A 19890-nucleotide genomic window follows, 5' to 3' on the forward strand; every position below is an offset into this window, starting at 1 on the left:
CGGTTGGAAGGTCGGCGTCTATTGCCAGGATGAGGTCGAGCGGATCGACCAGAGGGTGCGCAACGAAACCTGGCGCGGCATCGAGCTCATTCACATCCAGGTCGCCTCCAAGGGACCGCGCGCGACGCTGGAATTCGACTGGCAATGCGCCCGCGACGCCGCCCGGCGACCGGGCGTTTGCCTGGTGCTCGGCTACAATGGCGCGGTCTTCCTGACTTGGCTCAGGCTGAAGCGACGCAAGATCTTCACCAACATGGACGGCATCGAGTGGCGCCGCCCAAAATGGGGAATGGCGGCGCGAACCTGGTTCTGGCTCAACGAATGGATCGGCGCATGGGCCTCGCATCGGCTGGTCGCCGATCATCCCGCCATCGCAGATCACCTGGCGACGCGCCGGCCGCGCAGCGCCATCGCCACCATTGCCTATGGCGCCGATCCGGTGACATCGGCGCCCGAGGCGCCGGTCCGGGCGCTCGGCCTCGAGCCCGGGCGCTATCTCATCTCGATCGCCCGCATCGAACCCGACAACAACATCCTGCCGATCGTCGAAGCTTTTTGCTCTGCCAAGCGCGACATGAAGCTGGTGGTGCTGGGAACGCTGTCCGACGACATCCCCTATCATGCCGCCATCCGCAAGGCGGCGAATGACTCGGTGGTCCTGCCGGGCGCCATCTACGACCAGGCGACGGTCAAGGCGCTCAGATACCACGCCCGCGCCTATCTGCATGGCCACACGGTCGGCGGCACCAACCCCTCGCTGGTCGAGGCGCTGGCGGCCGGCAACATGGTGATCGCCCACGACAATCCCTACAACAGATGGACCGCCGGGGCTGCGGCGATCTACTTCACCGACAAGGACGGTTGCGCCAAGCGGATGCAGCAGGCGCTGGACGATGATGCCTTGGTCCAGGCCTGCGGCGTTGCCGCCAGGGCGCGCGCCCGCGAAGCCTTCCGCTGGGACGATGTCCTGCTTGCCTATGAAAATGAGGCCTATCATTTGCTCGGCGTGACCGCCGCCAAGACCACCGCGATGGATCACGCATCGCCAGGAACCGTATGACAGGCTGGTCGCGCCGGCGGGTGCTGCGGACGGCGCTGTCCACCGCGGCGGCGCTCGGCTCGCTCCCGGTCGCACCAATCGCTCGCGCAGCCGCCGGGCCGCGATTTCGGCGTGGCGTCAACGCCTGGCCCTGGTTCTCGCTGACGCGCGAATTTCCCGCTCCGCGCACCGACTATGACTGGCCGCCCTTCCAGTCGCAACGGCCGGTGCCGACCCCGGACGACCTGCGTCGGCTGCGCAGGACCGGGCTCGATTTCATCCGACTGCCTGTTGATCCCGGCCCTTTCCTGGCCGCCGACGCCACCACGCGCAGCCGGTTGCTGGACATGCTGGATGCCGCTGTCACGGCCACCCTCCACGCCGATCTCGGCATCATCGTCAACATCCAGGCCAATGCAGCCACCCATTACTGGAACCCCGACCGCATGGTCTCCAGCACCGCCGCACCCGCGTTCGATCTCTACCGCGGGCTGGTCGGCGAGCTTGCCGGCAGGCTGGCGCGGTTCCAGCCCGGCAGGGTGGCGCTCGAGCCGGTCAACGAGCCGGCGCAGGCCTGCGCGTCGAACGTCTGGTCGCAGATCCAGCTTTCACTTCTGACGGCGGCGAGAGCATCGGCCGCGACCCTGCCGCTGGTCGTCACCGGCGGCTGCGGCTCGATGGTGAGCGGACTGACCGCGCTCGATCCGGCACCGCTGTCGCCGTTCGAGCCGATCCTGTTCACCTTCCACTTCTATGAGCCCTATCTGTTCAGCCATCAGGGGGCACCCTGGATGCGCGAGCCCGTCTACCGGTCGCTCAACAATGTGCCGTGGCCGGCATCCGCCGGCTCGCTGGAACAGACGCTGGCATCGGTCAGGGCGCGCATGGCGCAGGACACCGAAACCCCTGAAGACGCCAAGCAGGCAGCCTATGCCGAGACCGAGCGTGTGCTGAAAGTCTATTTCGACGCCCGGCCCGACCGCTGGTTTGTCGACAAATATCTTCGCCAGGTTCGCGACTGGGCCGACGGCCACGGCCTTGCGCCGGAACGCATCATCATGGGCGAGTTCGGCGCGCTGCGCACCGACGCCCGCTATGTCGCCGCACCCAATCCGGATCGCGCGCGCTACATCGCCGATGTCAGGCGGAGCGCCGAGGAACTCGGCCTCGCCTGGGCACTGTGGGATCTCTTCGATGGCATGGGCATGATGGACGACACCACCCGGGCACTGGACCCCGATATCATCGCGGCGCTTGGCCTGACCATGCCGGCGGACTGACGGGCCTGAACGCTGCCCGCGTCGGCCGGTAAAGCACCAGCGCCAGCACCACGAACTTGGTCAGCAGCGTCGTCTTCGACGCGACGCTTTCCGAGGTGTTGATCAGAATGACCCAGCCCAGCATCGGCAGCCAGATGCCGGGACGGCAGCGGCGCGCCACCTCGAACAGGAACAGCACGAAGCCGAACGTCAGCAAAAGGGTGAAGAAGGCGCCCTGATAGAGGACGGTGCGGATAATCGGGTTCTCGATGCCCTGTTCGAGACCGTTGATACGGCGCAGGCTGTCGATTAGGTCGACATCCGGCCCCACGATCAGATCGCGTAATTCCAGGTGCTTGAAGAGCTCGAACATCTCGACGCGGGCATTGGCGCTGCCGCTGTCCGACACGAAGCGCTCCAGCAGCGCATCGAAAAAGCCATAATATGCCGCCACGATGATGACGACCGGCAGCAGCGCGGCAAGCATGAAGCCGAGTGCCGCACCCAAGAGATTGACGCGTCCCCGGCGCAATTTGCTGATGCCCTTGGAAAGCAGATAGCAACCGCCCAGCACAATCGTCATCACCATCGCCGAACGGCCGCCGAACGCGACAAGTGCCGCGCATTGCAGGCCGATCAACCCTATCCGCACAGGCGTCGACAGGGATCTGGCACCGGAGAGCAGCGCAAGCACGTAGATCGACGTCACCATGGCATTGGCGAGCGGATGTCCCTGCAGAGCGCTCGAGCGCAGATCGGTGGTAAACGCCACGCCGTCGAGGCGATAGGGGAAGATAAGCGTCTTGGTGGCGAACTCGAAAAGGGCAAGCAGCGCATTCGCCGTCATGACGACGTGAACGACGGTCTGCAGACCGGCGAATGTCCGTTCGTCGTCCTCGCTGAGCATCAGTACCAGAAGTGCCGCGGCCACGAACGTATCGATCATGCCAGCCATGCCGGGCCGCTGCCTGGCGATGACGACGAACAAAAGCACGATCGATATGGCGGCCATCAGCGCGCTGGCCGGCCGCCTGTCGGCGAGATGGACGATATAGCCGACCGGATTGCCTGACGCACAGGAGCGCCAGGCAAACAAGAGGACGATGAGATAGGTGGACGGGTGGATCTTGGTCGCCGGGTTGCCGAACAGGCCATCATAATTGTAGCCGACCAGCCACAGCATGCCGCCCGAGATGCTGAACAGCACCGCTACCGCCGCGATCAGCCCGAAGCGCGTCAGCGCATCGAGCGACGTGCCGGCGCGGGGTGCGGCAGCACCTTGGTTCGAAGCGCTTGCGCTCCAACTGGCAGCCATATCAGGCGGCCTCGTCGACCAGCAAGGCGGCCGTCGGCAACCGCCCCATCACGGAAACCGCCTGCGCGGTCGTCGTGACGTCCCGCATCGGGGTGGCGTTCAGCGTGGCGACGAGTACGATCTCGTCGGCCATGGCGACCAGCGGCGAGGCATTGAGATTATCGGCCAGCGCGCCGCCGTCGATGACGACGAGTTCGAAGCTCCGGCTGGCCCGGGCCAGCATCTGCTGCGCAAAATAGATGCCATGCGCTTCCTGGAAAACCGCCTTTGAGCGGCCCCTGCCCAGCACGGCAACGTTGCTGCCGGCGGCGTAATGGCTGACGGCCTCAAAGGCGTACTCGCCGCGCAGCACATCGAGGATCCCCGGCTGCGGATCCTTCTGGTCGCCGCCGCCGGCATTGGCATCGATGAACAGCACCCGGCTGCCCCTGGACGCCGCGGCATTGGCCAGCAGCCGCGCCACCCGGCTGCGCTGCGCGCCCTCGCCCGGCGACGATGTCACCAGGATGGAAGGCACCAGCGGCCAGTCCGCCGGACGCTGGCCCGAACTGAACATGCGCCTCAGCGCAAGGCCGACAACGGCGTCGGTCTTCTGGCTGGAGGCGGCGGCCGAACTTGCGCCGAAAGGCCACCAGCGCCACCCAGTGCCTGAATTTGCCGGCACCACGCCCAGCACCGGCGCGTCGATGGCCGACTGCATCTGCGCGCTGGAAAGCACCGTCGGCGAGGAATATTCGGCGATCAGCGCCAGACCGGTGCCGAGCCCGAGGCCGCCGAATATCGCGCCCAGCAACAGCAGCGGCAAAGGCGGCCAGCTTTTCTTCAAGGCGGGCATGGCATTGGAGATGATGCGCGCATTGGTGCTGTCGACATTGATCTGCTCGCGCGTCTCCTGGGCGCGCTGGAGATAGTTCGAGTAGACGGAGCGCAGCGCCTCGAGATCGCGCTGCAATTCGCGCAGCCGCACCGAGGCCTGGTCGGTGTCGAGCGACTTGCTCTTCATACCGGCGACCTTGGCTTCCAGCGCCTGCTGGTTGGCCAGCGCCCGTTCGTAGTCCGTCTCGGTGGCGGTGGCGATGCGGCCGAGCTCGCGCGCGATCAGCTGGCGCGTGTCGCGCAGCTGCTGCTGGGCTGCGATCAGCGAAGGATGACGCGGCCCCAGCTCCGTGCCGAGCTGCGAGACCTGGTCGACCAGCGTCGCCTCTTGCGCCCGCAGGCTCGAGATCACCGCCGAGCGCATCGCCTCCGAGGTTGCGTCCGCCGTGCCGCTCTGCCGACGCATCTGGTCGACCTGCGCCTTCAGCGCCGCGGTGCGGCTCTGCGCCGCCGCAAGCTGCGTGTTGATCTCGGTCAGTTCCTGGTCGCTGACCAGGTTGCCTGCCGCCATCACCATGTTGTTGGCGGACTTGTAGGCCTCGACGGCATTCTCGGCCTGCTGGACGCGTTTGCGCTGCTCGTCCAGCCGGGCGGTGATCGACTCGGAGGCGTCCCTGGCCATTTTCGCGCGCGCGCTCGCCTGATCGACCAGGTAGGCCTGCGCGATGGCGTTGGCCAGGAGGGCGGCCTTGTCGGCGCTCTTGGCGGTGACGATGACGTCGAGGACCAGGACCTTGTCGGCCCGCTTGACCGCCAGGCGCCGGCGCAGCGCGTCGAGTGTCTGCACCGACCTGTCGCCTTCGGCCGATGCCGAACCGAGCAGGCGCGACAGCAAGCCCTGCCCGTTGAATTCCGGATCCTGCGTCAGGTTTGTCGCCGCGATCGCCCGCATCAGCACGCCTGTCGATTGGACCACGCTGACCTGGCTCTCGACCTGCGTGATGCCGCCATCGGGTGAGATACGGCTGGGATTGACGTCGTTGGTGACCACCTGCAGGTCCTGCGGATCGATGAGGATTTCCGCCGCCGAGCTGTAGAGCGCGGGCGTGAAAAGACCGTAGAGAAGGGCGACCAGCGTCAGCAGTGCGACAGTGCCGAAGATCCAGAACCGGCGGCGCACCAGGATGCGCTTCAGGTCGCCCAGTTCGACAGTCGAAGCTGCGTATGATCCCGCGCGTGCCGCATCCGGAGAGTGTTGCTGAGGAACCATGGGCAGGGATGATTGCATGGCTGCCTCCGACAATACTCCATATGCCGGCAAGGTCAGTTGCGGCGCTAACCTAGCTATTCCTCCAACTGTTAAAACATTGTTAATTATGTTGAGAGGTGACGTGAATTTTGGCACGCGGTTTGCTTAAAAATATACATATCGGGGTGTTGGTTACGCGGCGAGCGGAGACGGATGCAGATGGGGTTACAATTTGACCGGACCGGCCTGGCCGGCAAGGCCGGGCACCGCGTTTTCGGGCCTCCACCATGCAGATAAGTCTACGCCTGGACGGAGACTGTGTCCGCGCCTTTCATCTCACGCTGCTGGAGCGCCTTGCCGCGCTCGGCGACGAACTGTCCGTCGATGTCAGGCCGGCGGGTGGCGGCATTCCGCGCAGCGCCGCAGCCCTGTTTCAACTCGAAACGGCGATCCACGGACTGCCCCATGATGGACTGGCCCATGATGGACTGGCCAAGCGTGTGCCGCTTTCGGCGCTCGCGCCCTATCGGCGGTCCCCCGCTTCGCCCGACCTGGTCGTCGACCTCTGCGGCGATGTCAGGCTGGAAAGCACACGGGTCTGGCGCGTCACCTATGACGGCGCCAGCGGCGAAGCGGCCTTGCTGGCCTCGATCCTCGCCGGCCGCACGCCACTTGCCCGCATCGAGGAGAACGGCGTTGCGATCGCGGCCGGGCGTCTGGGCACAGAATATGGCGGCATCGCGCTGGCGTCCTTCCAGGATATGCTGGCGCGCACAGCAAGCCTGATCGTCGCTGCCATGTCAGGCGCGGCAAAGTCGGTGCCCGATCTGCCAGAGCCGGCGCAGGCAGGCAGCCCGCCGCCAATGCCCTCGGCCGGCAAGCTTGGGGTCAGAGCCGGCAAGGCGCTGGCGCGGCGGATCGTCCAGAAGATCTACCACCTTTGCTACAACGCGCCGCATTGGAAGGTCGGCTGGCGGCAAACCGGGGGCTCCGATCTGTTCGACCTGCGTGCCCATCCGGCGTCGGGTTGGCAAGAGCTGCCGGACGATGGCAGCCGCTTCTACGCCGATCCGTTTCCCATCCTCTACCAGGGCCAGCTGACCCTGTTCGTCGAGGACTATATCCACCGGCTCGGCAAAGCCATCATCTCCGCCGTGCCCTTCGGCCCGGCAGGCCCGCTCGGACGACCTGAACCGGTGCTGGATCTGCCCTACCATCTCTCCTACCCCTTCGTCTTCGAGCGCGACGGCGAAGTCTGGATGGTGCCGGAAAGCTGCGCCAACGGCACCGTCGATCTCTACCGGGCCACCGCCTTCCCCGGTGGATGGGTCAAGGAGGCGACGCTTCTGTCCGGTGTCGTGGCCAGCGACGCCACGCTTGTCGAGCATGGCGGCGCCTGGTGGCTGTTCGCCACCGTCCGCGACGGTGGCGGCGCCTTCTCCGACGCGCTGCACCTATGGTCGGCGCCGAATTTTCGCGGCCCCTGGACGCCGCATCCCAAAAATCCCGTGCTGATCGACATCGCCTCCGCGCGGCCGGCCGGCCGCATCGTCAGGCGCGGCAACGACCTGCTGCGCCCGGTGCAGGACTGCCGCAGGAGCTATGGCGCGGCGCTTGGCATCGCACGCATTTCTCACCTTGATTTGATCGGCATGGAGCAGGTCGTTGAAACCATCTTAAATCCAGGTGCGCTATGGAGCGGGCGTAAACTTCACACGCTCAACGAGGCTGGCGGCTTTGAGTTCATCGATGGCTCGGCGATCGCACCGCGCTGGAAGCAGCGGACCCGCGATTAACCTAAACATTGGTTACTACCAGGCACGCGCTCCGGTTGCTTGCGGTTGATTTAGCTCCGGAAGATATTTTCTACCGGAGATTGTGAAACGTGCAGTTGCCACCAGAAAGGGCAGCAAAATGAGTATCTCAGAGGCTGGCCCGGCCCAAGTCGATGTGGCGATCGTCGGCGCCGGAATGGCCGGCACCACCTTGGCAATGCTGTTGGGACAAGCCGGGCGCAAGGTGGCGCTGATTGACCCGCACCGCGTCCACCACGAGGAATTCCGGGCCGAGAAGATCGGCATGGATCAGATGCTTCTGTTCGAAAAGCTCGGCCTCGATGCGACACTCAAGAGCCTCGTCACCTCGACGACCGACACGCATATCTTCCGCCTCGGCCAGTTCTTCGCGCATGAGAAGAAGGCTGAATTCACATTCTCCTATGGCGCGTTGATCAATGGCCTGCGCGACGCCTTGCCTGCGCAAGTACCGCTGACGGTCGGCAAGGTGACCGAAGTCTCGACTGGACCGGACCGGCAGCGGCTTGTGCTGGCCGACGGCGCCGTCATCGATGCCCGGCTGCTGGTGGTGGCAACCGGCCACGGCGAGACGGTGCGGCGCGCCGTCGGCGTCGAGCGTATCGAGCAATCGAAGGCGCATTCACTGTCGATGGGATTCGACCTCGCCATCTCGCCGCGTGATTTCGGTCATCAGTCCATCACATGCTACAGCAGGCGAGCTGCCGACCGTATCGCCTACATCAGCATCTTTCCCCTCGGCGACAAGATGCGGGCGAACATGTTCGGCTATCGGCAAGTGGCCGAGCCGTGGACGCGGGCGTTTCGCCAGGAACCGCAAAAGATGCTCTGCGAACTGATGCCCGAAATAGCGGCGCGATGCGGCAACTTCGAAGTCGCAGGCCCTGTCGAGGTCAGGCAGATCAGCCTGAGCACCACGCAAGGCCATCGCCGCGACGGGGTCATCTTCATCGGCGATGCTTTCTGTACCACGTGTCCAACACCGGGCGTCGGCATCGGCCGGGTGATGACCGACGTCGATCAGCTCCATTCGGTTCACATTCCGCGATGGCTCGAAACACCAGGCATGGCGGCTGACAAGATCAACGCCTTCTATGACGACCCGGTCAAGGTGGCTGCCGATGAGGATGGCATGCGGGTGAGCTACTATGCCAAGTCGATTACCGCCGACACCGGACTGGAATGGCGCGCAAGGCGCCTGCGCAACAACACCGCGCGCCGGCTGATGATCATCGGCCGCAAGGTCCGGCATCTGGGAAAACGGCAGGCGCCCATGGCCAATATGCAATAGGGCGCGACCAGTCGCGCCCTATCGATTGCCAATATTGATTGCCTTATAAGGCGAATGCAGACGCCAACCGCTCAGGTTGCCGTCGACGAAGGTGCCGATGGGGTAGTCTGGGCCGTGACGCCCGAAAGCCTGTCGCGCTTCTGCAAGGTTGGTTTCTCGTATTTCTTCACTGTAAAGTGCCCTCCAAATTGGTACGGCGCCAGCAGAACCAATTCCCTGCCCCGTGTCAATTGCGTCATTACTGGTTCTTACGTCGTCTCCGCGCCATCGTAGTCAAACGATTCTTCACTGTTGCGTTGCCGGCACATATCGGCTCCGACAGGGCACCTGATCCCAGCGCCAATCCTGCTCTCCTCGCCTCCCCGCGCGATGTTGTAAATCGTTTCATCCAAGGTATTTTGGCCATCGGGAACAGAGGGAATAGCCATGTCCAACAGCGCCTTGCCGCTGGTTATCAGTGCGCCGGAACCACGCACGCTCGACCTGATCTTCACAGCCCGGCAGCTGGCGCGGCTCAAGGCCCATTATCGCATTGTCGAGACGACTGCTGACGGCGTCGCGAAACTGCCGGCCGACGTGCTGGCCGAGGCGCGCTATATCATCGGCCAGCCGCCCATATCGCCCGAAACGCTCGACCGGATGAAGGCGCTGCGCTGCGTCTTCAATGTCGAGACCAACCTCATCAACAACATGCCCTACGAGACCTTGTTCGCGCGCGGTATCCATGTCGTCACCACCGGCCTGGTGTTCGCCGAGCCGGTCGCAGAGCTTGGCCTTGCCATGGCGCTCAACCTCGCCCGCGACATCGTCGATGCCGACCTCGCCTTCCGCCAGGGACAGGAACTGTGGGGCGGCGACGGCAACCAGACGGCGCGGCTCCTGTCCGGCGCGGATGTCGGGATCATCGGTTTCGGCGATCTCGGCCGGGCGCTCAACCGGCTGCTGTCGGGCTTCCGCACCCGCACCAAAGTCTTCGATCCCTGGCTGCCGCCATCGATCCTCATCGACAATGGCGTCGAGCCGGCCTCTCTCGACGAGGTGCTGTCGACCAGCGACTTCATCTTCGTCGTTGCCTCGGTGACCAGCGAGAACCAGGGTTTTCTCGGTGCCGAGGCCTTTGCCGGCATGCGCAAGGGCGCCGCCTTCATCCTGCTCAGCCGCGCCGGCGTGGTGGACTTCCCGGCGCTGATGGCGGCGGTGAAGAGCGGCCACATCGTCGCCGCCAGCGACGTTTTCCCCGAAGAACCGCTGGCGCGGGACCATCCGGTGCGCACCCTGCCCGGCTTTCTGCGCTCGGCTCACCGCGCCGGCGCGCTCGACATCGCCTTCAAGCGCATGGGCGATATGGTGCTTGAGGACATGGACCTGATCGACCGCGGCCTGCCGCCGCTGCGCTCCAAGCGCGCCGAGCGCGAGACGGTTTCGCGCATGCGTTCCAAGCCGGCCGACAGGAATTGAGGCGTGGGTTTTCGTCCCGGTTGGCCGGCCCTCGACAAGGTCGGCTTGACAAGGGCGCGGCCGGCGATGACGCTGCGGCAATCGAACTTTGCGGAGGGAGGCCATGAACATGAAGAAGATCTATGAAAAGCCGATGCTGCTCAAACGGCAGAAACTCTCCGCCGTGACGGCGCAGCAAGCCAATTCAGGCGTAATAGGCCCGACAGGCCCGGCAGGCTGACACCTCGCGGCATCCAATGAAGGTTAGCATCGGACGCACCCGGGGCGGGCGGTACGGCAGCCGCTCCAGGCGCAGCTTCAGTGTCCACGGCTGCTCTTCGCCCTGCGGGCGACCGCTTCCATAAAAGAGCGGGCGGCAGCGTCACAAGCCGTTCTGGACGGTCCGTTCGCGGACAGCACGACCTCCGCGGCCTTCCGCGACATGCCGTATTTCCGGGCGAAGACCGCAGCGTCGTAAGGTTCGTTTTCGGCTACCGGTGCCGCGGACGTGATCCTGGCTTTGGTCATTGGCGCGTCCGCCGGAAACTCTCAAGCAACTCTCCTTCATTGCGGCAGCCATTCTGAAACAGCGAAAACACCGTGGCCGCCAGAAGCTGCACGTCCGACTCCCCCGACATGCGATCGAGTTTGCGCTCCAGGCAGACCCGATCGAAGACGCGCTGGCACAGTTGCAGATCGGAAGGATGGAAACCAGGATTGCGCTTATGAAGGCTCGACATAAGAAGCCCCTTTCGGAGCAGCGACCACTTCCTTGACGCTGTGGGTCAAAAAATGAAATCGGGCTGAGCAAGAGTCAACATCGGCCTTCATCACAGTAAATATCGTACAATTCTGCCGCCGCTCTGCCCCACTTTTCGAACGGTTCTCGGGCCCGGCGCGACATGGCGCCTTTGTCATTAGCCGGCGGATTTCATCGACCCTCACCGTGATCCGGCGCTCTCATGAAATATGTCGGTTTTGTACCAAGTGGCGCTTGGTACGTTTCCGACACTAACATTCAGGCCGATCTTTTCATATGCGAACGGGCGTTGGGGGGCGCCGTGCTTCGAATCTCATATCGCATTGATATCTTTCTTCGTTCAGAGCCCCTATACATAGGCGATCGTCCGTACGTTTTTACGGGCACGGACGGCTGGGAGATTGGATGGCTCTTGCCCTGCATTGGGCCACGCCATGTCTGATCTCACCAAAAACCATCAATACCAAAATCAGCTGCTGCGGCGCATGCCTGCGGATGATCTGGCGTTGCTCGAGCCGCACATGCAGCGCTGCGACTTGCCGCTGCGCATGATGCTGGTGACCCCGAATATTCCGATCGAGGCCGTCTACTTCATCGAACAGGGCATCGGTTCGGTGGTCGCCAGCACGGCAAGCGGCCAAGAGGCCGAAGTGGGCTTCATCGGCTTCGAAGGCATGACCGGATACGCCCTGGTGATGGGCGACGACCGTGCGCCGCATGCCTGTTATGTCCAACTCGAAGGCGAAGCGATCCGCATCGAAGCCGGCGCTTTCAAGGCAGCATTGGAGGCAAGTGCAACCTTGCGCATGTTCCTGCTGCGCTTCGTCAACGCGCTACAGACCCAGGCCGGCTGCACCGCGCTCGTCAACGCGCGGTTGAAGCTCGAGGAACGGCTGGCGCGATGGCTGCTCATGTGCGATGACCGCGTGCCGGGCGAACATCTCGCCATCACCCACGAATTCCTGGCCATCATGCTTGGTGTCAGGCGGCCAGGCGTCACCGTCGCCCTCCAGCTGCTCGAAGGCCGCGCGTTGATCCGCTCGCGTCGGGGCGAGATCGTCATTCGCGACCGCGCCGGACTGCTGGAACTCGCCAATGGCAGTTACGGCGAAGCCGAGGCCGAATATACAAGGCTGATCGGCGAGATCGGCGCGGCCTGATCAGGAGCGGTTGCCGCCGGCATCCGGCTTGCCCGATGTCGCTTTGCCGGGCGGTGCCGCACCGCCTTTAAATGCGCCCCGGCCAATCGGCCCATCCCCGTCGATCGGTCCATCCTTGGCTATCGGCAACCCGGCATGCTCCAGACTTGCAAGCTTGCACTTCGTCTGTTCGGCCGCCGCTCCGATAAGGCAGTCGATGGTGAACATGGCACCGGCGTGATCGCTGGCCGCGACCGCCTGGCGGATCTTCGTCAATTGCGCTTGCGTGTAGTCCAGAAGCTCGACCAGGCCGGTATGATCCAAACCGCCCTCCATTGCAGGATGTCGAGAGGCCGATCTCAGGTCGCTCTTGCGATCGAAATACGCCCATTTACACGGCTTGCATAGCCGGACTGTCAGAATCGTACAGTCTACGCGCCACCGGGTCGTTGCCTATTGGCCAAAGGTCCATCTTCGCGCCGCCGCCACGGCATGCAAGTGTATATAAGCCATCGCTTGAATACTGGTCCGTACGTCTGCCGGGGAGATGTCGTGCCAATTCGCGAGAATCTCGCCGCCAATCTCAGGCGGCTGGTCCAACGCCACGCTTCCGTCAGCGCGGTGTGCCGTGAGCTTGGCATCAATCGCACCCAGTTCGAGCGCTATCTGCAAGGCAAGGCGGTTCCCAACAAAGCCACCGCAAGGCTGATCTGCGACTATTTCAAGATCGATGAGAATGAGCTGTATCGTGAGCCGGCCGCCGCGGCAGCCAAGAGCGACGGCAACGCAACGCTGCGCCAGGCCCTGTACGAAAACATGGTGCGGCCGCCGTCGCCCGCCATCGCCGGAGGCACATATTTCACCTATTTTTCGATGCCCGGCCGACCCGACTTTTTGATGCGCTCGGTCACCTTCGTGCGGCGCGAGGCCGATCTCGTCACCTTCCGGCGGGTGACGCGCTGGGCTCCGGGCGATGGCCGGGGCAGCGCGCCCGGCAACCATTACGGCGTGGCGATCTCGCGCCTGAACTGGATTTATTTCACCGGCATCAACCGCCGCCAGACCACCGAGCCCTCGCTCATGACCGTGCAGTGGGCTCCCATCTCCGAACCGGTTCTGGTAGGCAGGGCGATCGTCCTCACCGGATCAGGGCCGGCCTTTGTATCCGTCATCATGCGGCAGGACGTCGCCAGGATCAGCATGAGGCGAGCGCTGCAGATGGCCCATATCGTCAGTCTCGACGACCCCAGTGTCGATCGGCTGGTGGTCAGTCTCGCACGAGAGAACCGATAAACTCGCTTCTTACGGGAAAAATCGGGGAAAGTTTCAAGTTTTTCGACTATATTTTTCTTCGTTTCGGGATTTTTGCGCAAAAAACCCCGGAACTTTCACCCAAACCTGTCGTTTTCCAGCTGATCGTTGCTTCGACGATCCCCAAGCAACAGGAGGAGTACCGCCATGAACATCAAGATGATCTGCTTCGGCGCGATGACGCTCTCGATGGTTGCCGGTACGGCGCTTGCCGCGAGCGACACCGGCACGTCGGCTCTCGACGATCCGGCCAAGATGCAGCCCTTCTACACCGACTCCAGCAGGAAGACGATGGTCAGCGACGACGATTTCGTGAAGGCCTGGAAGGCCCTTACGCCGGACGACCAGACCGCGATGATGAAGGCCTGCGAGGACGAGGCGAAGGACGCCACTGCGGCCAACAGCCATCCGGAATTCTGCAGCAGCGTGAAAGCGAACGGCGGCAGCAAGTAGCAATCCAGCGGCCCGATGAGAAACAGCCCCTTCGCGGGGCTGTTTTGCGTCTGCCGCGGGGCGCACGGACAAGCCCGCCACGCAACGATCAGCCCGGCCGGCGCGCCGGCCCATTTCCCTTCCTGCTATGTTGCACCGCGATAAAATTGCTCTATGTTGCACTGCGATAAATTTGTTGCATTGCGATATCAGCCTGCCCGGCCGACGTTGCGCAGGGGTTGGGCCTTGCACGAAGGAGCCGTCGTGGCAGCATCGTTCCGGCCGGACATACAAGGATTGCGCGCGCTCGCCGTCGGCGGTGTCGTCGCCTACCATTTCGGCCTCACCGCGCTCCCCGGCGGCTTTGCCGGCGTCGACATCTTCTTCGTCATCTCGGGCTGGCTGATAACAACCCATCTCACGCAGGAGATCGGCGAGACCGGCCGGCTCGACCTTTGGCGCTTCTATGCCAGGCGCGCGCGGCGGCTTCTGCCGGCAGCTTTATTCGTCATCCTGGTTACGCTGGCCGCCGGCTACTTCATCCTGGCGCCGCAGGAGCAGGCGCTCTATTCGCGCGGCGCCATGTTCGCCTCCGCCTATGCCATCAATCTGTGGCTGCTGCGCTGGTCGTTCGACTATTTCGCCGCCGACGCCACCAGCAATCCCTTCATCCACTTCTGGTCTTTGTCGGTGGAGGAGCAGTTCTATCTGGCCTGGCCGGCGCTGCTTCTGCTGGCCGCCTGGCTGCGGCCGGGCCGGCGAACGGCCGCAGCCGTGATCGGCGTTACCGGCCTTGCCTCCTTCGCCGCCTGCCAGTGGCTGACCAGCGCGGCGCCGGCCTGGGCCTTCTATTTTTCACCGCTGCGCGCCTGGGAGTTCGCCGCCGGCGGCCTGGCGACGCTGGTCCCCATGGCTTTGCTGCAGCACCGCATCTGGCTGCGGGCAGCACTTGGCTGGCTCGGCCTGGCGCTGATCGCGACCGCCTATCTCCTGTTGAGCGAGGACCTGCCCTTCCCCGGCTGGTACGCGTTGCTGCCGGTGGCGGGCACCGTGCTGGTGCTGCTGAGCGGCGTCGGCGGGCCGCAGAGCAATAGGCGGACCGGCTGGCAAGCCCTTGGCCCGGCTACCGCTTTGTCCCTGCCGCCCTTGCAATGGATCGGCACGCTCTCCTATTCGCTCTATCTCTGGCATTGGCCGGTCATCGTCTATGCCGGGATGCTGGCGCCGGAGCTTTCGGTGCCGCAGCGGCTTGGCTGTGGCGTGCTGGCGCTCGCGCTGTCGGTGCTCACCTATCATTTGATCGAAGACCCGGCGCGGCGCGGCGCCTGGATGGCGGTGGGCGCCCGCGCCTTTCCCAGGGGCATTCCAGGCGCAAAACCGCTTCGCGCTTTTCCCGGCCTTGTGCTGGTTCCCGCGCTGATGCTGACCGGCACCGGCGTGGCGGTCGCCTATGCCAACGCGCATCTGGCCACGCGCAACATCGGCCCCGAGCAGCGCGGCATCGAGCAGGCGGTCGAAAGACCTTCCATCGCGCGGGCCGTCGACAAGAACTGCCTGGCCGACTTCCAAACGGTGACGCCGAAACCCTGCATGTTCGGCCCGGCCGATGCCAGCCGCACCATCGTGCTGTTCGGCGATTCGCACGCCGACCAGTGGTCGACGCCGCTGATCGAAGCAGCCAGGCGCAACGACACAAAGATCATCACCTATCTCAAATCATCGTGCCGCGCCTCGCGGCTCTCCACCTTCAACACGGTGCTGAAGCGCGACTACACCGAATGCGACGCCTGGCGCGAGCAGGCCATATCAGAGATCATCCGCCACAAGCCGCGCCTGGTGGTGATCTCCGAATTTTCCATCGGCAATCTGATCCGCGACCTGCCCGCGGCCGAACGCACCGCTGAAGTAGCGCGCTGGCAGGCCGGCCTGCGCTCGACCTTGCAGGCCTTCAGCCGGGCCGGTGTCGAGACGGCTGTTATCCGCGACACGCCGATCAACGCCAGCTTCGCCGGCTCCTGCGTGGCGCGCACCCTGTGGTGGCGCGAGGCACCCTCGCCGCACTGCGACACGCCAAGAGCCGAAGCCGCCAACGACAGCACCGCCGCCGCCGAGCGCGCCGTGGTGACCAGCGTGCCCGACACCCGCTACATCGACCTCACCAACCAATTCTGCGGCCCGACCACCTGCCACGTCGTCATATCAGGCAAGCTGGCGTTTCGTGACAGGCACCATCTGGCGACGGGCTTTGCAGAGACGCTGGCGGGGCCGCTGGAGCGGGCCTTGTTCTAGGCGCCTGGGTATCTGCGCCCGGTCCGCATTGTTCATCACATCTTGCGAATCTGTGGAACGGGCTTGATCACCGATCCGGCAGGCATCGCCGGTCGGATCCATTTCACACCTCACCGCCTCATCATCATCCCGTAATGCACTGCCAACAAATCCAGCCCCACCTTCAGCAGCTTCGTCACCACGTTCCGGCCTTCGCCGGTCTGCTCGGACAGGCGCTTGAGGGAACCGTCCGCGCAGCAGACTTGTCGCACCACGGCGGCCACCTCCCAATGGCCTAGCGCTCTTGTGGCGGCGGCATAGGCCCTGCCGGCGTCGAGCACACTGTCGGCGATGCCGCCGCCATCGCGGCCGCCGTCGACGCGCTCGGTCCAGCGCATCGGCTTGACATCAGCCTGCTGGCTGCAGCGGAAATCCTCGCGGTAGCGCAGACCTGCCTCGCGCTGCTGGCGCGACAGCGAGGTGATGCCGACGAGCGCATCGATGGCGCGCACCCGCACGATGCCGCCGGTGGCGGCGTAGCCGTCATTCGACACCTCGTAGACACGAGCAGCCTCCAGCGTGCCCGCCGCCAGCCGCTTGCGGCCGAAGGCGTCATCCCTGAGCGCGAAATCATGGCCGATCTCGCGGCGTATGCGCACCTGCTCGGCCTCGCCCTTCGGCAATTTCGGCGCCTGCGGTTTGACGGGTCTGGTCCTTTTGCTCATGGGAGGCTCCTGGTTGGCTCGGGATGATGGAGAACGGCAAAGCGGCGATCCTTCGCGCTGTTGGGCATCTCCCCACATGGTCGGCAGGGCGGAGAGAGCCGCCGTTCGGTTGGCCTTCGTTGAATCGGAGGTCGTCGCCTCCTCGCCGCTGCGCCAGCATCCTTGCCGCCCGGCATCCAGGCTGATGGAACCGGCGCGAGCTTTCGACGTTATGTCGCGTCCATGCCAAGGGGAGGTTCGCCGATGACAGCCTTCATGCCGGTTACCGTGCGCTTTTGCGATAACAAAACCATGCTGGTCAGTTCGGTGGCCGGCGCAGCCGAGGCATTGCGCCACCAATGGCCCGACAAGACAGCACCTGGTTATCTCGAGGCGACGCGGCTGGTTACGCTCGCCGTCGAAGGCATCTGCTGCCAGCGCATTGCGTTCGACACCTTCACCAGGGCGGCCAAGCAACAGAACATACTGGTGGCCAGGCCCAAAAGCCGCGCCCATGACTGGCTGAACGCGGTGGCTAGCCCATGAGGATCGCGCGCCGGCCGAAAAATTGATGCAACCGGCCGCCAGCGGGGCGCGTTTATCGATGCGGTAGTTGGAGCCGCGCGCAAAGCGAAGGTGAACGCCGTGGGTACGATGAAAACCGGAGTGCCGCTCAAAGTGCGGGTGGAAGATGAGATCGAAGAGATCGACAGCGTCAGCGAAGCCGCCGATTTTCTGCAGCGTTGGCCGCTCGAGCGACGCGGCCATGTCTACCGCAGTGCGCTGAACGCCTGCAGCGCGGCGATCGCCGCGCAGATTTCCGAAGCCGACGCCATGAAGGTGTTTACCGGCTTTGCCCGGGTGACCGGTATATTGGTCGACGAGGGCAACCCGGCGATGGCGATGGACGCAAGGAGCATGCAGAGCCGCACGCCCAAGCAAGGCCGGCAAATGCCGAAATAAGGTTTTGGCGATTTTGCTCCGGGCTTGATTCATCTCAGATCCTCCACCTCTGTGCAGCGAGGCAGCCCTTTCACCCAGCCTCCGCTTCGCTCGGCTGACCATTCCGGGGCGAGCCACGTGTCTCGCCCGTCCTTCGGACCCCCGAGGGGAGAGGAGACTTGCAGCCGTCGGTGCCCTCCTCTTCTCCCCAGCGGGGAGAAGGTGGCCCGAAGGCCGGATGAGGGGGCTGGCGCAGCAATGGGAGAGCGGGCTCATCCCGCCACAAATACGCGGCGCTGAAACCGCGCCTGGTGGTAGGTGCAATAGCTTTTCAGCGCCCTGGTGCGCATGCCGCAGCACAGCATGTCGGCGCCCGGCCGGCTGCCTGGCGCATCGTTTTCAGAATCCTCCTCCACCGTCAAATCCAGCGGCGCGCGGCAGCGTGAAAACAGGCAATCGATGAAACGCATCGCCACGCCATGCGGCTGCCGGCCGATGGCCGCGCGCGGCGGCGCCGGCGTCTCCAGGCGATAGGCTACGCCGTCGGCGATCAGCACGCCTACCTCGCGCACGAACGAATGGCGCCTGGGCCGGGCCACTTCACGCCCGTCCTTGGTGGCAAGCACGCCATGCATCTTGCCGACGACAGGCGTCGCAGTCCCCGGGGCGCCAGTCGCCCGCTTGCTTTCAGCGCGCTTGCCCACGGCCTGTCCGGCTCGCGGCGGCGGCCCCTTGCCATTGGCAAAACCGATCGCGCCCAGCATGGCGTTACGGTGCACGATGCCGATGATGGCGTCGCGCGACACCGGGCTGCCGCGCAACGCGCTGAACGCGACTGCAATCCTGGAGGCTGAAAGCCCGTCCTTCAGCCAGCGGCCGATCTCGTGCAATTCCGCGTCGCTATAGCTTGCCATATCCAGCTCCATCCAAAGTTCGGCCGCGCGCCGTCGGGCAGCGTCAAGGTTCGACCCGGTGGCCGGGTCGCAGTCAGGTTGTTTTTCAAGAGCCGGCTGTCAGCCGACCAGCCTCAGCCGGATTGGGTAGATTTCCCGCCGGCAAGGTGCAGAAGCCGCGCCTCGGCCGTGTTTCTATCCAGGGCGGAAACCGCCCTGCCCGTTGGCCTGTCGAACAGGATGACGGTGCCGTCCTCGGTGCGGATGCAGGAGCGGCCAGCCGAAAAAACAGCGCCGGCGCCATGCCGGTCGGATTGGGGGCCGGAGCCGCTGGGAGCGGCGGCTCCGGCCGTTCCGGTCGCCGGAGACGGGCGGACCGGACCCGGGGCTGGTGCAGTCAAGCACCGAGCCTCGGGCTTCATCCTGGCCGGGGAGGAGGACAGCCGGGATGAAAGGGGGCGACAGCCGCCGGGCACACCGCGCACGGGGCCGGCGCCATTGCGCCATCAAAGGTGGACAGGTTTTGCATAACTATATATAAGCATAACTCACAAATTTATGCAAGCCATTCTTTCATAGACGAGAGCCACTTTCATCACTCACATGGTCGCCATGGCAAGAACGGAACTGTCGATCAAGGTCGGGGCGGCGATCCGCAAGGCGCGCAAGCAGCGCGGCCTGGTCATGCGCCACATCGCCGAGCACAACGACACTGATGTCGCCGCCGTCGGCAATTGGGAAACCGGCCGCAATCTGCCCAAGACCGAGAACCTCCTGAAGACCGCCGCCTTCCTGCGCGTCGACCCGGTGGCGCTAGGTCAAGGGCAGGTCGTGTTTCTCGACGATGCCGGACCGGTCGCCGATGCGGAGATCGTCACCGATACCGGTCCGCTACCCGCGGGGTCGATGGATATCGAGGTGCTGGGCGCGGCCGTCGGCGGCGACGATGGCGATTTCACCTTCAACGGCGAGCCGGCGGGTTACGTCCAGCGCCCGCCGGGGGTGCGCAACCTGCCGAAGGTGTTCGCCCTGCACGTGCTCTCGGATTCCATGGTGCCGCGTTATGAGCCCGGCGACCTGATCTATTGCGGCGGCCGCGACGCCGTACCGGGCGACCATGTGGTGATCGAGACCTTCCCCGAGGAAAACGAGCGCAACGGCAAGGCCTTCATCAAGAAGCTGGTCAAGCGCACGGCGGGCGAGCTGGTGGTCGATCAATAC

The 19890-nt window shown here is 64.5% G+C and carries 20 protein-coding genes; 13 read left to right on the forward strand and 7 right to left on the reverse strand.

What is annotated here, in order from left to right; translation table 11 throughout:
• Both EOD15_RS09050 and EOD15_RS09055 read left to right on the forward strand, forming a co-directional pair.
• A partial coding sequence (locus EOD15_RS09050) for a glycosyltransferase (protein WP_127408431.1) occupies positions 1-1060 on the forward strand: 1060 nt, incomplete at its 5' end.
• On the forward strand, positions 1057-2319 hold the full coding sequence (locus EOD15_RS09055; protein ID WP_127322663.1) for a cellulase family glycosylhydrolase: 1263 nt from the start codon (positions 1057-1059) through the stop codon (positions 2317-2319). The genes EOD15_RS09050 and EOD15_RS09055, both read left to right, overlap by 4 nt.
• On the opposite strand, the gene EOD15_RS09060 is transcribed toward EOD15_RS09055, so the two are convergent.
• Positions 2282-3613: a VpsF family polysaccharide biosynthesis protein gene (locus EOD15_RS09060; protein WP_127408432.1), complete on the reverse strand. Its 1332-nt coding sequence runs from the start codon at positions 3611-3613 to the stop codon at positions 2282-2284. The two genes, EOD15_RS09055 and EOD15_RS09060, sit on opposite strands and share 38 nt — an antisense overlap.
• Position 3614: 1 nt before the next feature.
• The gene (locus tag EOD15_RS09065; protein WP_127272564.1) at positions 3615-5717 is read right to left on the reverse strand and encodes an exopolysaccharide transport family protein; all 2103 of its coding nucleotides are present in this window, start codon (positions 5715-5717) and stop codon (positions 3615-3617) included.
• Between the two features lie 248 nt (positions 5718-5965).
• On the opposite strand from EOD15_RS09065, the gene EOD15_RS09070 reads away from it, so the two are divergent.
• The 4 genes from EOD15_RS09070 (at position 5966) to EOD15_RS09085 (ending at position 10461) form a co-directional block, all read left to right on the forward strand.
• Complete coding sequence (locus EOD15_RS09070; protein WP_127321829.1) at positions 5966-7474, forward strand: formyl transferase; 1509 nt, start codon at positions 5966-5968, stop codon at positions 7472-7474.
• 118 nt (positions 7475-7592) lie between these two features.
• Entirely contained in the window at positions 7593-8783 is a 1191-nt protein-coding gene (locus EOD15_RS09075; protein WP_127321828.1) for an NAD(P)/FAD-dependent oxidoreductase, read from the forward strand.
• 426 nt (positions 8784-9209) lie between these two features.
• The gene (locus tag EOD15_RS09080; protein ID WP_127408433.1) at positions 9210-10241 is read left to right on the forward strand and encodes a hydroxyacid dehydrogenase; all 1032 of its coding nucleotides are present in this window, start codon (positions 9210-9212) and stop codon (positions 10239-10241) included.
• Between the two features lie 109 nt (positions 10242-10350).
• A complete protein-coding gene (locus EOD15_RS09085; protein WP_127321053.1) occupies positions 10351-10461 on the forward strand; it encodes a putative RiPP precursor in 111 nt (36 codons plus the stop codon).
• 283 nt (positions 10462-10744) lie between these two features.
• Here the strand turns inward: EOD15_RS09085 and EOD15_RS09095 are convergent, their stop codons facing one another.
• A complete protein-coding gene (locus EOD15_RS09095; RefSeq protein WP_127321045.1) occupies positions 10745-10960 on the reverse strand; it encodes a hypothetical protein in 216 nt (71 codons plus the stop codon).
• A 454-nt stretch (positions 10961-11414) separates the two neighbouring features.
• Between EOD15_RS09095 and EOD15_RS09100 the strand changes: the two genes are divergently transcribed.
• Positions 11415-12140 (forward strand): Crp/Fnr family transcriptional regulator, encoded by a 726-nt coding sequence (locus tag EOD15_RS09100; protein ID WP_127321046.1) that lies wholly within the window; start codon positions 11415-11417, stop codon positions 12138-12140.
• Here the strand turns inward: EOD15_RS09100 and EOD15_RS09105 are convergent, their stop codons facing one another.
• Complete coding sequence (locus EOD15_RS09105) at positions 12141-12443, reverse strand: hypothetical protein (RefSeq protein WP_127321047.1); 303 nt, start codon at positions 12441-12443, stop codon at positions 12141-12143.
• 228 nt (positions 12444-12671) lie between these two features.
• Here EOD15_RS09105 and EOD15_RS09110 point away from each other — a divergent pair, with 228 nt between their 5' ends.
• The 3 genes from EOD15_RS09110 to EOD15_RS09120 all read left to right on the forward strand — a co-directional run bounded on the left by EOD15_RS09110 (position 12672) and on the right by EOD15_RS09120 (position 16151).
• Positions 12672-13412, forward strand: coding sequence for a helix-turn-helix transcriptional regulator (locus EOD15_RS09110; protein WP_127321048.1), 741 nt, complete (start codon positions 12672-12674; stop codon positions 13410-13412).
• Between the two features lie 165 nt (positions 13413-13577).
• Positions 13578-13883: a hypothetical protein gene (locus EOD15_RS09115; protein WP_127270646.1), complete on the forward strand. Its 306-nt coding sequence runs from the start codon at positions 13578-13580 to the stop codon at positions 13881-13883.
• A 243-nt stretch (positions 13884-14126) separates the two neighbouring features.
• Positions 14127-16151 carry an acyltransferase family protein gene (locus tag EOD15_RS09120; RefSeq protein ID WP_127321049.1) on the forward strand — a complete coding sequence of 675 codons (2025 nt, stop codon included), beginning with the start codon at positions 14127-14129 and terminating at the stop codon, positions 16149-16151.
• Between the two features lie 110 nt (positions 16152-16261).
• On the opposite strand, the gene EOD15_RS09125 is transcribed toward EOD15_RS09120, so the two are convergent.
• The gene (locus EOD15_RS09125) at positions 16262-16855 is read right to left on the reverse strand and encodes a DUF6456 domain-containing protein (RefSeq protein WP_127321050.1); all 594 of its coding nucleotides are present in this window, start codon (positions 16853-16855) and stop codon (positions 16262-16264) included.
• Positions 16856-17098: 243 nt separating this feature from the next.
• Between EOD15_RS09125 and EOD15_RS09130 the strand changes: the two genes are divergently transcribed.
• Together EOD15_RS09130 and EOD15_RS09135 are read left to right on the forward strand one after the other, a co-directional pair.
• The gene (locus tag EOD15_RS09130; protein WP_127321051.1) at positions 17099-17380 is read left to right on the forward strand and encodes a DUF982 domain-containing protein; all 282 of its coding nucleotides are present in this window, start codon (positions 17099-17101) and stop codon (positions 17378-17380) included.
• 108 nt (positions 17381-17488) lie between these two features.
• Complete coding sequence (locus EOD15_RS09135; protein ID WP_164749149.1) at positions 17489-17797, forward strand: DUF982 domain-containing protein; 309 nt, start codon at positions 17489-17491, stop codon at positions 17795-17797.
• A gap of 251 nt (positions 17798-18048) precedes the next feature.
• On the opposite strand, the gene EOD15_RS09140 is transcribed toward EOD15_RS09135, so the two are convergent.
• Both EOD15_RS09140 and EOD15_RS09145 read right to left on the reverse strand, forming a co-directional pair.
• Positions 18049-18690 (reverse strand): GcrA cell cycle regulator, encoded by a 642-nt coding sequence (locus EOD15_RS09140; RefSeq protein ID WP_127321052.1) that lies wholly within the window; start codon positions 18688-18690, stop codon positions 18049-18051.
• Positions 18691-18803: 113 nt separating this feature from the next.
• Positions 18804-19070 carry a hypothetical protein gene (locus tag EOD15_RS09145; protein WP_236382727.1) on the reverse strand — a complete coding sequence of 89 codons (267 nt, stop codon included), beginning with the start codon at positions 19068-19070 and terminating at the stop codon, positions 18804-18806.
• 202 nt (positions 19071-19272) lie between these two features.
• Here EOD15_RS09145 and EOD15_RS09150 point away from each other — a divergent pair.
• On the forward strand, positions 19273-19890 hold a 618-nt coding region (locus tag EOD15_RS09150), incomplete at its 3' end, for a helix-turn-helix transcriptional regulator (RefSeq protein ID WP_148129512.1).

The sequence above is a fragment of the Mesorhizobium sp. M7A.T.Ca.US.000.02.2.1 genome, assembly GCF_003996995.1.
In the GTDB taxonomy this organism is placed as follows: domain Bacteria; phylum Pseudomonadota; class Alphaproteobacteria; order Rhizobiales; family Rhizobiaceae; genus Mesorhizobium.